Here is a 13,385-nt window from a genome sequence, read left to right on the forward strand (position 1 = left end):
GGTGGAACCCATCTTCCCTGGACCGAGTCAGTTGCCTTACTGCCGCGCAGGCGCACCGGCCGTCCGGGTCGGCACGCTGCGGCGATCTTCACAAGGACACCTTCATGCCTGCACGTCGACAGCCTCCCGCCGCTTCTTCCACTCCTCATCCACCGGGCTTGGTGCGGGTGCGAGGCGCCCGTGAGCACAACCTGGCCAACGTCGATGTGGACATTCCGCGCGATGCGCTGGTGGTGTTCAGCGGGGTGTCCGGGTCGGGCAAGTCATCGCTGGCCTTTTCGACCTTGTATGCCGAGGCGCAGCGACGCTACTTCGAGTCCGTAGCCCCCTACGCACGGCGCTTGATCGACCAGGTGGGCGTGCCGGACGTGGACGCCATCGAAGGGCTGCCGCCAGCGGTCGCCCTGCAGCAGCAGCGCGGCAGCCCGAATGCACGCTCGTCGGTGGGCAGCGTCACGACCTTGTCCAGCCTGATTCGCATGCTCTATTCGCGGGCCGGCAGCTACCCGGCCGAGCAGCCGATGCTGTACGCCGAAGATTTCTCGCCCAACACGCCCCACGGCGCCTGCCCGCAGTGCCAGGGGATGGGCCGGGTCTATGAAGTCAGCGAAGCCACGATGGTTCCCGACCCCTCCCTGACCATCCGTGAGCGTGCGGTGGCCGCCTGGCCCATGGCCTGGCAAGGCCAGAACCTGCGCGACATCCTGGTGACCCTGGGGCATGACGTCGACGTGCCCTGGCGCGACCTGCCGAAGAAGACCCGCGACTGGATCCTGTTCACCGAAGAGACGCCCACCGTGCCAGTCTATGCCGGCCTGACGCCGGAGCAGACGCGCAAGGCCCTCAAGCAGAAGCTCGAACCCAGCTACCAGGGCACGTTCACCGGCGCGCGGCGCTACGTGATGCACACCTTCATGCACTCGCAGAGCGCCCTGATGCGCAAGCGGGTAGGCCAGTACCTGCAGGCCAGCCCGTGCCCCGAGTGCGACGGTAAGCGTTTGAAACGCGAGGCGCTGAGCGTGACCTTCGCCGGGCTGGACATCGCCGAGCTGTCGCGCCTGCCTCTGCTGGACCTGGCCCGGCTGCTCGACGAGGTCGCCGCTGCGGATTATCTCGACCAGGCCGAAGAGGCCGGCCCGGTGCTGACCCACCAGCAGACGCGCGACGCCCGGGCGCAACGGGTCGCCAAGGGCGGCAATCCCCACGCCGGCGGCCAGGACGTGCGCCACACTCACAACCTGTCGCTGGAAAAACGCCTGGCCGCCCAGCGCATCGCTGCCGAACTGCTCGAACGCATCACCACCCTGGTCGACCTGGGCCTGGGCTACCTGGCGCTGGAGCGCAGCACCCCGACCCTGTCCTCTGGCGAGCTGCAGCGCCTGCGCCTGGCGACTCAGCTCAACTCGCAGCTGTTCGGGGTGGTGTACGTGCTCGACGAGCCGTCCGCCGGCCTGCATCCGGCCGACAGCGAGGCATTGTTCGATGCCCTGCAACGGCTCAAGGCAGCCGGTAACTCGGTGTTCGTGGTCGAGCACGACCTGGAGATGCTACGCCGTGCCGACTGGCTGGTGGACGTCGGCCCGGATGCCGGCGAACTGGGCGGTCATGTGCTGTACAGCGGCCCTCCTGCCGGGTTGGAACAGGTCGAGGCTTCGCGAACGCGGCCGTACCTGTTCGCCACCCAGACCACGGCGCCACGTGTCGCCCGGCCGGTCGAGCACTGGCTGCGACTCGAGGGGGTGACGCGCAACAACCTGCACGATCTGTCGGCTGCGTTCCCCCTGGGGTGCTTCACCTCGGTCACCGGCATCTCCGGCTCGGGCAAGTCCAGCCTGATCAGCCAGGCCCTGCTCGACCTGGTCGGTGCGCACCTGGGCCAGGTGGTCGAGGCCGAGGACAGCGAGCAGCCGAGCCTGGACGACGAACCCCAGCCGACGAGCGTCGGCCGGGTAACGGCAGGCCTCGAGCGCATCAGGCGCCTGGTGCAGGTTGACCAGAAGCCCATCGGCCGTACGCCGCGCTCCAACCTGGCGACCTATACCGGCCTGTTCGACCACGTGCGCAAGCTGTTCGCCGCCACCGAAGCGGCCAAGGCCCGTGGCTTCGACGCCGGGCGCTTCTCCTTCAACGTGGCCAAGGGTCGCTGCGAGACGTGTGAAGGCGAAGGCTCGGTGAGCGTGGAGCTGCTGTTCATGCCCAGTGTGTATGCGCCCTGCCCCACCTGCCAGGGCGCCCGCTACAACCCCGAGACACTGGCGGTCACCTGGAACGGCCTGACCATCGCCGACGTACTGCACCTGACGGTGGACGAGGCCCTGACGGCCTTCGCCGAGCAGCCTGCGCCGCAACGCTCGCTGCAGTTGTTGCAGGACATCGGCCTGGGCTACCTGCGCCTCGGCCAGCCGGCCACCGAGCTGTCCGGCGGCGAGGCGCAACGCATCAAGCTGGCGACCGAACTGCAACGCTCGGCGCGCGGCGCCACGCTGTACGTGCTGGACGAGCCTACCAACGGGTTGCATCCGCGTGACGTCGACCGCCTGCTGGTCCAGCTCAACCGCCTGGTCGATGCCGGCCACAGCGTGATCGTGGTCGAGCACGACATGCGCGTAGTTGCGCAAAGCGATTGGGTCGTCGACATCGGCCCAGGTGCGGGCGCCGAAGGAGGCTCGGTGGTCGCCAGCGGGACACCGGGCGAGGTGGCGGCGTGCAAGGACAGCCGAACGGCGCCTTACCTGCAGCAGGCGCTGCGTGAGGGGTAAGGGTCAGGTGAGCAGGTTGTGAGCATCCAGTCGCCTTCGTGGGAGCCACTGTCTTTTGCTCGATTGGTGCTCCACATGAACTGGTTTTGTGGGCCCTTCTCGCTCAATCGCGGCCGGTCCAGCGTCCCGGCCGGGGCCGCCCACAGGTTACCGCGATAGCCTGCAACCCCGCGGTGGGGCTACGGGTGTGGGAGCGGCCCCAGTGCCGCGATGGGCCGCAAAGCGGCCCCTGAAATCGATCAGAAATAAAGTCTCTGCGCCATGCCAGCTATCGCCATGTTCTCTGCGCGACAGCGCAGTGCCGACGGTCAAGGATTCCCGCACAACTTTAGCCGCCTTCCGACATCCAACCTTCAACAATGCCTGGTCCGCCCCTCCGGCGACCCGGCCAAGGTGACCCGCTCCTGGAGACCTTCCCATGGCGATACGCAAGACCCTGCTGCTTTCCTGCGCACTGCTGGCCCTGGCTGGCTGCGCTGGCTCCGGTGACGACGCCAAGCCGCCGGCCACCACCCAGGTCGACCTGCAACGTTACCAGGGCACCTGGTACGAGCTGGCCCGCCTGCCGATGTTCTTCCAGCGCAAGTGCGTGCAATCCGAGGCTCATTATGCCCTGCGCGACGACGGCCGCATCGACGTCACCAACCGCTGCCGCGAAGCCGATGGCGAGTGGAACGAGGTCAAGGGCATCGCCGAGGAACAGGTGCCTGGGCAGACCGACAAGCTGTGGGTGCAGTTCGACAACTGGTTCAGCCGCCTGGCGCCCTGGTTGACCAAGGGCGAATACTGGGTGCTGTACCACGACGACAGCTACCGCGTGGCGCTGGTCGGGCACCCCAACCGCAAGTACCTGTGGCTGTTGTCACGCACACCGATCGTCAGTGACTCGGCGCGGGAACAGTTGCTGCGGGTGGCGCGGGATCAGGGGTATGACACGAGTGAGTTGGTGTGGCGCGAGCCGTGAGGGCGTGGCGTTCGAGATCAGCGCAGGTGAACCGCGCTGTCTCGAACGCAAGGCGTCTTCACCGTCTGGGTGTCGATCACCTCGCACTCGGCTCAGGTGCAGCCCGTCGATCCCGGCCAAAGCCTCTGACCGCCACCACCACCAGCAAGGCGCCGCACGCAGTCACCCAGGACACGGTGTTGCCAAACACCAGATAGTCCAGCGATAGCGTGATCAGCGGGACCAGGTAGAACAACACGCTGACCTGGCTGGCCGAGCCTTTCTCCAAGAGCCGAAACAGCAGAAGCACCGCCAACGTCGAGACGACGACCGCCATCCAGGACGCCGACAGCACGAACTGCGGCGTCACAGTCAGCCTGAGGTCGGTGAAAGGCAGAACGATTAGGAACAGGCCCGTCGCTGTGACAGCCTGGTAGAAGCCTGATACGACAGGGTTGAGGGTGGAGCCTTTTTGCACGATCGTGCCCACCGTGATAGCAAGCACGGACGCCAAGCCAAAGACCAGGCCTCCCGCTGTCACGGCCCCCAGGTCACGTGCGCCCCACAATGCCACCGTCAAGCCCACCAATCCAAGGCCCAGATAACCGTACCCTGCCCTGCCAATCGTCTCGCGCGCCAGCACCGGCGTCAGGATGGGCTGCAGCCCCAGGATGAGGGCGAGGACACCCGGCGTCAGGTGATGGTCGAGTGCCAGAAAATAGGCGGCTTGATAAACCACCTGCAATAACACGCCGGTGATCACCACCCGGCCAAGTACAGACCTGGGTAATCGTGACAGGCGAGCCAGTCGGCCCTGCTTGACCAGCCAGATCCAGGCTATACCCAGAGCGATCAGGGCGCCTGCTGCACGTACGGCGAGAAAGACCGAGACGGAAGCTTCTTCAAGACCCAGCTTGACGAAGATGGCGCCGCTGCTCCATAGGAGAAGAAAGATGAAGGGTGCTGCTTTATCGAAGCCTGTCATATTGTCATGTCGCCTTGGTGTACGTAATGACCATCAGCGTATTAATCAAACCCTGCGCCCATCGATACGAAACTTCCTTATCGAATGCGCTCTTCGCAACACGCCTGTCACGGCCCCCATCAAGCAGCCGATACTACGCCAGCCGTTGACCCGGTTCGCGCCAATAATTATGATCACCGCCATCTCTAGACATGATAATAAGTAACAAAATGAATCTAGACATGAACCAACTTCGCGCCTTCGTCACAGTGGCAGAACTCAAGAGCTTTTCTAAAACCGCTCATAAATTGTGTCGTGTTCAATCGGCAATCAGCCAGCAGATTCAAAAACTGGAACGGCAACTCGAGGCCGATCTTTTCATCAGAGATAAACGCCCTCTCGAGCTGACGGCACGGGGTGATCAGCTGTTGGCCTACGCTACTCGGATTCTGGCCATCAATGACCAAGCCCTTATGGCTCTGACGGAACGCTCATGCACCGGCACCCTCAGTATCGGGTCTTCCGACACCTACGCTTCCCATTATTTCGCCGACCTCATCAAGCGCTGCGCGCTGCGTTTTCCAGCGCTGCACCTAGACGTTCAATGTGGTTACAGCCGCGTGTTGTGGGAACGCTACGAGGCAGGTGATCTTGATGTCGTTCTTACCCAGGGTTGCCCTGAGCGCATCGCTTCGGAACTATTGCACTCGGAGCCGCTGAGTTGGGTCTGCGCTGGCGACAGTCGCGTGTTCGAACAGAGTCCACTTCCTTTGGCGTTGTTCACCAAAGGATGCGGGGACCGCGAACGGATCGTCAATGCGCTGCACAGAGCCGACAGGACCTACCAGGTGGGCTACCACAGTACCAGTCACGCTGGACTTCTCGCGGCGGTAGCCTCAGGTTGCTATGTCTCGGCCCTGTTACCCAGCACTACCCGGCTTGGCTTTCGCCAGTTGGGTGAAGCCGAAGGGCTACCCAGTCTGGGTCATGTGGAGATTTCGCTCGCGTACCACGACACCTCGCCCGAATCGCTGGCGACTCGTTTTGCTGAACAGGCTCGTGACTATTTTCAGGCTTGCTCCAGAGAAAGAGTGTCGGATGGCAATGTCTGACACCTGCCTTGCAGCCCTTCCAGCATAGCGTTGTGCTCAAGCAGTCTTTTTACGCTGCAGAACCACGCCACCGCACACGACCCAGCCGATCAAGCACAGGAAAAGCCAGGGATTCCACGTCAGCACGAATGCGAGGATCATCATGGCGGCAGGTGCGCAGATCATCCATTCCGCAAAGGTCAGCTTGGACAACCCACGGTCGCTCGGGTGTTTATCGAGCCCTGCGTCGAACGCGTACTGTTCGTGCCGACGTTTCTTTTCGTGATTGAGCGCCTCCCACTGCGTCTCGAACTTCTGTACATCGTGGGTGACGTAATGCCCGTTTCGATCTTTATCCATCGCCATCACTCGACGTTCATTGTGTAGGGCTTGCGCGTTTCGAGCATCTCGAATTGCTTTTTCGACTCATTCCACCGGGCGACGCCGTTTTCCTGGCTCATCTCAGGTGAGCCCGCTTGCACATAGCGGTAGTTCGAGAAGAACAGCACAGTGCTGTCAGCGCGGTAGGCTTCCTTCACGCCGAACTGATTGAACGCATCCTCGCTCAGCGCTTCATTGAAGGGCGCGCGGTAGACGACACCCGTGTTCAGGTCGACGAGCCCGCTCGCCGTGCAGCCCGTGCCGCAGCCATAACTGCTGAACACGTAATGGCCCGCAAAATTTGGCGTCTGGACACCCTCGCGAACGAAGGCGAACCGCGCGCGGATCTGATCATTCGCACCGCTCAGCGGGTACTTCAAGATTTTTGCGGCAATAGGCTCGACGGGTGAGTCTTCAAAACGATGCGTGGAATCCGCAAATGATTGGGCAGTAGACAGGGATAAGGCGAGCAGGCAAAACGCTTTCCATCTCATGACGGTACACTCCGTGTTTGAGCGCGGATTCTTGACCGAAACAGCGCGCGCTACAAGTAGGCGCCGTGCTGAGGGGGCTGTCAGATTGCCTTGGACGGCATCCGACCTTGCTGACGCTTGGTGAATGGCGCCTGCGCCAGGAACGCCTGGCTGCCAGTGAAGGCAGCGTGCCGTCAGCGCCGATTACCTGACGCAATGGCTCGGACCGGCCAGCGGCACCGTCCTCACATCGCTCTTATTCATCCTGACTGTCTTTGCGTGACCGTGGCGATACCGGTCTCGACATTGCCTTTTTCGCTTTGGCTGCCGCAGGGCTTTTCCCCCGTTTCGGTCCGGACACCATGCTGCAATTGGCCAGTGGTGAAGGATTCGCCCCAGGCTGCGCGAGCCGAGTGACTGACCCATCAGCCTTCACTGGGTCGAAATTGCTGCCGACGACCGATGGAACAGGCTTGTTCTTGACAGTCATCACCATACCCATCCGCACGCCAAAGAGGCGCAGCACGCCCTCTACCGTACTGAGCTTTGGATTCGACTTCCCGCTCTCCAGTTCGTACAGGCTTTTCGTGGACATCTTGCACATCGCCGCGAAGGTCTCCTGATCAAGCCCGGTGACTTCCAGCCGCAGACGGCGGATGGATGTCCCGATTGAGTCGAGCCCCACGGCGTTGCGCTTGACGATTTCTTCTATGAGCTGGGCACGCGCCTCAGGCTGTAGTTTTTTCATCGCAGCCCCCACTCCGCGAGTCGCTTGTCCAAGTTATTCACGGGGAGAGTGGCTGCACTGCGTGTCGATTCAGGCGCATCGACCAGCAGATCGGGTAACGCCCTGAATGCTTCGGCCGCACTCATCAACCGTTGCAGCAGAACATCTGGATCAGTGTAATCGGTAAGCTCAGCGCAATTGTCCCTCCACTGAGAAGACCCCTTGCGCTCCGACGCCCACTTTGTCGTTCGCGTGATCCCCTCATCATCCAGGATCATCGGCGCAAGGTCATAGATGGGCGCCAAACCAAACCTGCCATCCACACGCATGATGGACGTGTTGCGGCCGTGGTTATCGGTGTTTCCTAGAATCCGGTTCAGTAGATCACGCCGCACATACCCGAACACTAGGTCGTCTACTTCATCCTGCTGACTATTATCGCTCCATGCACCCTCGGAGAAAGCCTGAATAGTGAGTTCCAGCGGCATCGCCACACTTTGAATCAACACTTTTATGCTGATTGTCGTAGGGCTTCTCCTCTTAACCGGCAATACCATGCCGACTAGACGTGAAAACCCGAAGATAACCAGCATCACACTGCCGATTGCTGTTAGGAGACGGCTGTATCACGAATGCACCAGCCCGTGGACGGCCGGGCTCTTGCATGGAGCTGACCCTGCTGCTGCTTCACGTAAATCGGATAAATCCAGACATTGGAAACGTCAACTTCGGAAACGAAAAAGCCCCGCAGACGTTAATCTGCGGGGCTTCTCGATGTATGGCGGAGAGATAGGGATTTGAACCCTAGGTACTGTTGCCAGTACAACGGATTTCGAATCCGTCCCGTTCGACCACTCCGGCATCTCTCCAATGGCGCGCATCATACCAGCAGTTTCGCGAAAGGCAAACCCCTATCGCAAAAAAAATCACGCGGTATCAGGCGCTTGCGTCGCCCGGGCGCTTAGAGCGGCACACCCAGGCGGCGGGCGACTTCTTCGTAGGCTTCGATGACGTCGCCCAGGCCCTGGCGGAAGCGGTCCTTGTCCATCTTCTTGCGGGTTTCCTTGTCCCACAGGCGGCAACCGTCCGGGCTGAATTCGTCGCCCAGGACGATCTGGCCGTGGAACACGCCGAACTCAAGCTTGAAGTCGACCAGCAGCAGGCCAGCCTCGTCGAACAGCTGGGTGAGGATCTCGTTGACCTTCAGCGACAGGGTCTTCATGGTCGCCAGCTGGTCAGCAGTGCCCCAACCAAAGGCGACGACATGGGATTCGTTGATGAAGGGATCGCCCTTCTCGTCGTTCTTCAGGAACAGCTCGAAGGTCGACGGCTCCAGCTTGATGCCTTCTTCGACGCCCAGGCGCTTGACCAGGCTGCCGGCGGCGTAGTTGCGCACCACGCACTCGACCGGAATCATGTCGAGCTTCTTGACCAGGCACTCGTTGTCGCCCAGCAGGGCGTCGAACTGGGTCGGTACGCCGGCGGCTTCGAGCTTTTGCATGATGAAGGCGTTGAACTTGTTGTTCACGGTGCCTTTGCGGTCGAGCTGTTCGATGCGCTTGCCGTCGAACGCCGAGGTGTCGTTGCGGAACAGCAGGACCAGGCGGTCGGCATCGTCGGTCTTGTACACCGACTTGGCCTTGCCGCGGTAGAGTTCTTCGCGTTTTTCCATGATTGGGCTCCGCTTGCTTGAGTGGTGGGCTAGGCGATCTCGCGCCAGTCGAGCCCATGTTCCTGGTTGGCCACCTGGAGCCAGTCCGGGTCACACCCCAAGGTGTCGACGAACTGCTGACGCGCCAGATGTGGCAGGTTGTTCTTGCTGCTGAGGTGCGCCAGGACCAGGTGCTGCAAGTCCTGCCAGCCCAGCTCGGCGACCAGGTTGGCCGCCTGGTGGTTGTTCAAGTGCCCGAGGTTGCCACCTACGCGCTGCTTGAGGAAATACGGGTAATGCCCGCGAGCAAGCATGTCGCGGCAATGGTTGGACTCGATCAGCAAGGCATCGAGGCCCTGGTAGCGGTCCAGCAGCCAGCCGTCGTAGGTGCCCAGGTCGGTGAGCATGCCGAAGCGTCGCTGGCCGTCGTCGATCACGTACTGCAGCGGTTCCAGGGCATCGTGCTCGACACGCGCCGCACTGACCCGCAACGCGCCGATCTCCAGGGTCTGGCCACAGGCCAGGAACCCACGGGCCTCCACCGGCTTGCGCAAGCCGCGCAGCGTGCCCTGGCTGAGGTACACCGGCACCCCGTAACGCCGCGAGAGCAGGCCGACGCCGTGGACGTGGTCGGCATGCTCATGGGTGACCAGCACGGCGCTCAACTGCGCGGCCGAGACCCCGAGCAGCGCCAGGCGCCGCTCGGTCTCGCGCAGGGAAAAGCCGCAGTCGACCAGGATGTACGTGTCACCACTGGCGATCAGCGTGCCGTTTCCCTGGCTTCCGCTTCCGAGGACGGCGAAGCGCACTTAACCCAGACGGTCCTGAATGGCGCTCAGCACACGACGCGCGACATCGGCCGGCGCCACGGTGTTGATGTTCTTCTCGACCGTGACCTGGACGTTCTCGCCCACCTTGCTCAGGCGGATCTGGAAGCGCTCGGCGCGGGCTTCACGCTCTTCGGCGGTCGGCGCGCTGCCGAACACGCGGCTCAGCAGGCCGGGCTTCTGCTCCTTGTCCTCGGGCTTCTCGGACAGGTTGATGTAGTACAGGCCCAGGCTGCGGTTGACGTCCTCGACGCGCCACTCGCCCTGCTCCAGCGCACGGCCGACGCTCGACCAGGCGCGGTCCAGGTCGGCGCCCAGGTTCAGCACCGGGTTGCCGCTGCCGTCTTCGGTCAGGCTCACGCGGCTCGGGGTGTCGAAGTCGCGCTCGGCGAGCAGCGACACCGAACCGCCCTGTTCGGCCGAGCGGTTCATGCTGGCGAGCAGTTGATCGACCAGCAGTGCGTCGGCGCCAGGGTTGTTCGAGCTGGACGGGAAGTCCACGTCATCGCTGCTGCCGGCAGGACGCTCGGCGCTGACCACGTAGATTTCGCTGGTGTTGCGCTGTACGCCAGGCTCGACACGCACGCGGATGCGCACTTCGTTGTCGCGGCTGCTGGCGCTGCTGGCCAGGCGTTGGCCCAGGGCCGCGGACAGCTCGTCGAAACGCTGCCAGGTGCTGCTCAGCTCGCCGGTCTGCGGACGCTCCTCGGCGATGCGCAGGCCGTTGTCCTCGAAGAACTGGCGCGCCAGCGGCCAGACTTCGGCCGGGGCGTGCTGGGCCAGTACCCACCGGTTGGCGCCGCTGCGCTGCAGGGAATAGTCGCTGGCCGCGCCGGCCACCGACAGCGACTGCGGACGCGGCACCTCGAATTCGCCGGTGGCGTTGTCGTCGGCGACGTTGCGCGGGATCGGCAGCAAGGGGTCGAGACGCTTGACGTGGGTAGCGTCCTGCGGGAGCTGCATCGGCGCGTGCTGGCGCGCTTGCAGGTAATCACTGCCACGGTCACGGAAATAGCCGTCCTCGCCCCAGAGCCAGCCGCAACCGCTGGTGCTGGAAATGATCAGGGCAAGGGTGGAAAGACCAGCCAGTCGCTTCATGCGGTGTACTTCCTCGATTAAGCCAGTACGCCGCACTGGCGCAGGGCCTGGCGGACGACGTCGTGTTGGGAATCGCTCAGCCAGGTCAGCGGCAGGCGGATGCCGGTGTGCATGCGGCCCATTTCGGCCAGCGCCCACTTCACCGGGATCGGGTTGGCTTCGACGAACAGCTGCTTGTGCAGCGGCATGAGTCGGTCATTGATGGCGCGGGCCTTCTCGGCGTTGCCTGCGAGCGCGGCTTCGCACAGGTCGGCCATCTCGCGCGGGGCGACGTTGGCGGTCACCGAGATGTTGCCCTTGCCACCGAGCAGCATCAGTTCGACGGCAGTCGGATCGTCGCCGGACATCACCAGGAAGTCCGGGCTGACGCCGTCGAGGATCGCCTTGGCCCGGGCCAGGTCGCCCGTGGCTTCCTTGATGCCGATGATGTTCGGCACGCTCGACAGGCGGATCACCGTCTCGGCCTGCATGTCGCAGGAGGTACGGCCCGGCACGTTGTAGAGGATCTGCGGGATGTCGACCGCTTCGGCGATGTGCTTGAAGTGCTGGTACAGGCCTTCCTGGGTCGGCTTGTTGTAGTACGGCACGACCAGCAGGCAGGCATCGGCGCCAGCATTCTTGGCGTTCTGGGTCAGGTGCACGGCTTCGCGGGTGGAGTTGGCGCCCGTGCCGGCGATGACCGGAATACGGCCATTGACACGCTTGACGACGAATTCGATGACCTGGATGTGCTCTTCGACATCGAGGGTGGCGGACTCGCCGGTGGTGCCGACAGCAACGATCGCGTGGGTGCCGTTGTCCAGGTGGAAGTCGACAAGTTTGCCCAGGCTGTCCCAGTCAAGATGCCCTTGTGCATCCATGGGTGTGACCAATGCCACCATACTGCCCGCAATCATGAAGCTGCTCCTGCCGGAAAAAGAGAGCGGTAATGGTACTGGCGCCATCGGGCTTGTACAAGCGAAGGTGGCGGTCGGAGCATTCCCCTGGAGGCCGGTTTTCGCTACCCTTCCTCCTTTGCTCGGTACAATCCGGCCCGCCGGGCCGTCGACGATGCCCACCGCCAGTGCCCAGGCGCTCGTGACTGGGTCAGGGGCCTGTCACCTGCAGGTCCGACGTCGCCTTACCGACCGCCCATCGCTTTAGGAATGTTGCATGTCCACCGCACCCGTTCGCGAACAATTTCTCGTCATCAGCGCCCTGGGCGCCGACCCCATGGTGCTGGCCAACGTACTGAGCCAGGCCGCCTTCGACAACCGCTGCGCCGTGGTCAGCTCGCGCCTGAGCCGCCATGGCGAAACCAGTGCCCTGGTGCTGCAGGTCGGTGGCAGCTGGGACGCGCTGGCGCGCCTGGAAGCCGGCCTGCCCAGCCTGGGCAAGAAGCACGCCTTCACCCTCAACGTGGTACGCAGCGCCGACCTGGAAGTACGCCCGCAAGCGCTGCCGTACGTCGCCTACGTCAGCGCGGCCTACCGCCCTGACATCGTCAGCGAGCTGTGCCAGTTCTTCCTCGACCACCGCATCGAGCTCGATGCCATGACCTGCGACACCTACCTGGCGCCGCAGACCGGCAGCAGCATGCTCAACGCCACCTTCACGGTGATCCTGCCGGCCGGAACGCAGATCAGCTGGCTGCGCGACCAGTTCCTGGATTTCGCCGATGCCCTGAACCTGGATGCGCTGATCGAACCGTGGCGTCCGCAGAACCCGATGTGAGGAGCGCGCCCATGGCCGTCGAGATCGATCAACCCGTTGCGGACTTCATCGCCCAGGCCACTTCCGGCCAGACCGTCACGCTGTCGGCGCTCCGGGGCCGGCAGGTGGTGCTGTACTTCTACCCCAAGGACAGCACCCCCGGCTGCACCACCCAGGGCCAGGGCTTTCGCGACCAGCTCGACGCCTTCGAGGCCGCCAATACGGTGGTGTTCGGCATCTCGCGCGACGGGCTCAAGTCGCACGAGAACTTCAAGGCCAAGCAAGGCTTCACGTTCGAGCTGATCAGCGACAAGGACGAGGCGCTCTGCCAGCTGTTCGACGTGATCAAGCTGAAGAAGCTCTACGGCAAGGAGTACCTGGGCGTGGATCGCAGCACGTTCCTGATCGACCGGGACGGCGTGTTGCGCCAGGCCTGGCGCGGGGTCAAGGTGCCCGGTCATGTGGAGGCGGTGCTGGCCGCTGCCCAAGCGTTGAATCGCCAGGGCTGAGCGACGTGGCGTGATAAGGCGCCGGGGGTAGAGGGGCTTGGTGTATGGGCGCTGCGTGTCAGGGATACGGTTCAGTGAGGCGGTATCGGTGGAGGTTCGCCTGATACAGAGCAGGCGCTGATCTTATGGGCCCTGCGGGCCCAATCGCGGCACAGGGGCCGCTTGTATGGTAGGACTTGAAGGGAGGAGGAGGGACTAGATCCGCTTCTGACTGTTCGCGCAGTACAGACCGTGGGAGATTTCGCCCCTCCTCCCTTCACCCAAGCGCCG

At 63.2% G+C, this 13,385-nt stretch carries 13 protein-coding genes, 1 tRNA gene and 1 pseudogene; 5 read left to right on the forward strand and 10 right to left on the reverse strand.

Annotated features, from left to right (window positions below):
- Nucleotides 1–104 precede the first annotated feature (104 nt).
- Nucleotides 105–2,759 carry an excinuclease ABC subunit UvrA gene (locus G7Z99_RS14530; RefSeq protein ID WP_181094940.1) on the forward strand — a complete coding sequence of 885 codons (2,655 nt, stop codon included), beginning with the start codon at nt 105–107 and terminating at the stop codon, nt 2,757–2,759.
- A 418-nt stretch (nt 2,760–3,177) separates the two neighbouring features.
- A complete protein-coding gene (locus G7Z99_RS14535; protein WP_060392931.1) occupies nt 3,178–3,723 on the forward strand; it encodes a lipocalin family protein in 546 nt (181 codons plus the stop codon).
- 76 nt (nt 3,724–3,799) lie between these two features.
- Here G7Z99_RS14535 and G7Z99_RS14540 read toward each other — a convergent pair whose 3' ends face one another.
- On the reverse strand, nt 3,800–4,687 hold the full coding sequence (locus tag G7Z99_RS14540; RefSeq protein ID WP_181094941.1) for a DMT family transporter: 888 nt from the start codon (nt 4,685–4,687) through the stop codon (nt 3,800–3,802).
- 221 nt (nt 4,688–4,908) lie between these two features.
- On the opposite strand from G7Z99_RS14540, the gene G7Z99_RS14545 reads away from it, so the two are divergent.
- On the forward strand, nt 4,909–5,778 hold the full coding sequence (locus G7Z99_RS14545) for a LysR substrate-binding domain-containing protein (protein WP_181094943.1): 870 nt from the start codon (nt 4,909–4,911) through the stop codon (nt 5,776–5,778).
- Between the two features lie 36 nt (nt 5,779–5,814).
- Here the strand turns inward: G7Z99_RS14545 and G7Z99_RS14550 are convergent, their stop codons facing one another.
- The 9 genes and pseudogenes from G7Z99_RS14550 to dapA all read right to left on the reverse strand — a co-directional run bounded on the left by G7Z99_RS14550 (nt 5,815) and on the right by dapA (nt 11,810).
- Complete coding sequence (locus G7Z99_RS14550; RefSeq protein WP_181094945.1) at nt 5,815–6,123, reverse strand: hypothetical protein; 309 nt, start codon at nt 6,121–6,123, stop codon at nt 5,815–5,817.
- Complete coding sequence (locus G7Z99_RS14555) at nt 6,123–6,632, reverse strand: hypothetical protein (protein ID WP_181094947.1); 510 nt, start codon at nt 6,630–6,632, stop codon at nt 6,123–6,125. Before G7Z99_RS14555 ends, G7Z99_RS14550 begins: the two co-directional genes overlap by 1 nt.
- A gap of 235 nt (nt 6,633–6,867) precedes the next feature.
- Nucleotides 6,868–7,359, reverse strand: a complete 492-nt coding sequence (locus G7Z99_RS14560; protein WP_181094949.1) for a helix-turn-helix domain-containing protein — start codon at nt 7,357–7,359, stop codon at nt 6,868–6,870.
- A pseudogene (locus G7Z99_RS14565) lies at nt 7,356–7,790 on the reverse strand (HipA domain-containing protein); the annotation flags it as partial. The pseudogene G7Z99_RS14565 and the gene G7Z99_RS14560, both read right to left, overlap by 4 nt.
- Nucleotides 7,791–8,117: 327 nt before the next feature.
- Nucleotides 8,118–8,207: transfer RNA gene (locus tag G7Z99_RS14570), tRNA-Ser, on the reverse strand.
- 92 nt (nt 8,208–8,299) lie between these two features.
- On the reverse strand, nt 8,300–9,010 hold the full coding sequence (purC, locus tag G7Z99_RS14575) for a phosphoribosylaminoimidazolesuccinocarboxamide synthase (RefSeq protein WP_181094951.1): 711 nt from the start codon (nt 9,008–9,010) through the stop codon (nt 8,300–8,302).
- A 29-nt stretch (nt 9,011–9,039) separates the two neighbouring features.
- A complete protein-coding gene (locus G7Z99_RS14580) occupies nt 9,040–9,798 on the reverse strand; it encodes an MBL fold metallo-hydrolase (RefSeq protein ID WP_181094953.1) in 759 nt (252 codons plus the stop codon).
- Nucleotides 9,799–10,914, reverse strand: coding sequence for an outer membrane protein assembly factor BamC (gene bamC, locus G7Z99_RS14585; RefSeq protein WP_181094955.1), 1,116 nt, complete (start codon nt 10,912–10,914; stop codon nt 9,799–9,801). It lies immediately after the preceding gene.
- 17 nt (nt 10,915–10,931) lie between these two features.
- On the reverse strand, nt 10,932–11,810 hold the full coding sequence (gene dapA, locus G7Z99_RS14590) for a 4-hydroxy-tetrahydrodipicolinate synthase (RefSeq protein ID WP_181094957.1): 879 nt from the start codon (nt 11,808–11,810) through the stop codon (nt 10,932–10,934).
- A gap of 256 nt (nt 11,811–12,066) precedes the next feature.
- On the opposite strand from dapA, the gene G7Z99_RS14595 reads away from it, so the two are divergent.
- Together G7Z99_RS14595 and G7Z99_RS14600 are read left to right on the forward strand one after the other, a co-directional pair.
- Complete coding sequence (locus tag G7Z99_RS14595; protein ID WP_060392921.1) at nt 12,067–12,627, forward strand: glycine cleavage system protein R; 561 nt, start codon at nt 12,067–12,069, stop codon at nt 12,625–12,627.
- Between the two features lie 11 nt (nt 12,628–12,638).
- Nucleotides 12,639–13,115 (forward strand): peroxiredoxin, encoded by a 477-nt coding sequence (locus G7Z99_RS14600; RefSeq protein WP_181094959.1) that lies wholly within the window; start codon nt 12,639–12,641, stop codon nt 13,113–13,115.
- Nucleotides 13,116–13,385 lie beyond the last annotated feature (270 nt).

The sequence above is a fragment of the Pseudomonas entomophila genome, from assembly GCF_013523165.1.
Classification (GTDB): Bacteria; Pseudomonadota; Gammaproteobacteria; order Pseudomonadales; family Pseudomonadaceae; genus Aquipseudomonas; species Aquipseudomonas entomophila_A.

Excerpts from the sequence above, each read along its gene's own strand:
- G7Z99_RS14545 (WP_181094943.1), top strand. The coding sequence starts at position 4,909 with ATGAACCAACTTCGCGCCTTCGTCACAGTGGCAGAACTCAAGAGCTTT.
- G7Z99_RS14600 (WP_181094959.1), top strand. The coding sequence starts at position 12,639 with ATGGCCGTCGAGATCGATCAACCCGTTGCGGACTTCATCGCCCAGGCC.
- G7Z99_RS14535 (WP_060392931.1), top strand. The coding sequence starts at position 3,178 with ATGGCGATACGCAAGACCCTGCTGCTTTCCTGCGCACTGCTGGCCCTG.
- bamC (WP_181094955.1), bottom strand. The coding sequence starts at position 10,914 with ATGAAGCGACTGGCTGGTCTTTCCACCCTTGCCCTGATCATTTCCAGC.
- G7Z99_RS14555 (WP_181094947.1), bottom strand. The coding sequence starts at position 6,632 with ATGAGATGGAAAGCGTTTTGCCTGCTCGCCTTATCCCTGTCTACTGCC.
- dapA (WP_181094957.1), bottom strand. The coding sequence starts at position 11,810 with ATGATTGCGGGCAGTATGGTGGCATTGGTCACACCCATGGATGCACAA.
- G7Z99_RS14530 (WP_181094940.1), top strand. The coding sequence starts at position 105 with ATGCCTGCACGTCGACAGCCTCCCGCCGCTTCTTCCACTCCTCATCCA.
- purC (WP_181094951.1), bottom strand. The coding sequence starts at position 9,010 with ATGGAAAAACGCGAAGAACTCTACCGCGGCAAGGCCAAGTCGGTGTAC.
- G7Z99_RS14595 (WP_060392921.1), top strand. The coding sequence starts at position 12,067 with ATGTCCACCGCACCCGTTCGCGAACAATTTCTCGTCATCAGCGCCCTG.
- G7Z99_RS14550 (WP_181094945.1), bottom strand. The coding sequence starts at position 6,123 with ATGGCGATGGATAAAGATCGAAACGGGCATTACGTCACCCACGATGTA.
- G7Z99_RS14540 (WP_181094941.1), bottom strand. The coding sequence starts at position 4,687 with ATGACAGGCTTCGATAAAGCAGCACCCTTCATCTTTCTTCTCCTATGG.
- G7Z99_RS14560 (WP_181094949.1), bottom strand. The coding sequence starts at position 7,359 with ATGAAAAAACTACAGCCTGAGGCGCGTGCCCAGCTCATAGAAGAAATC.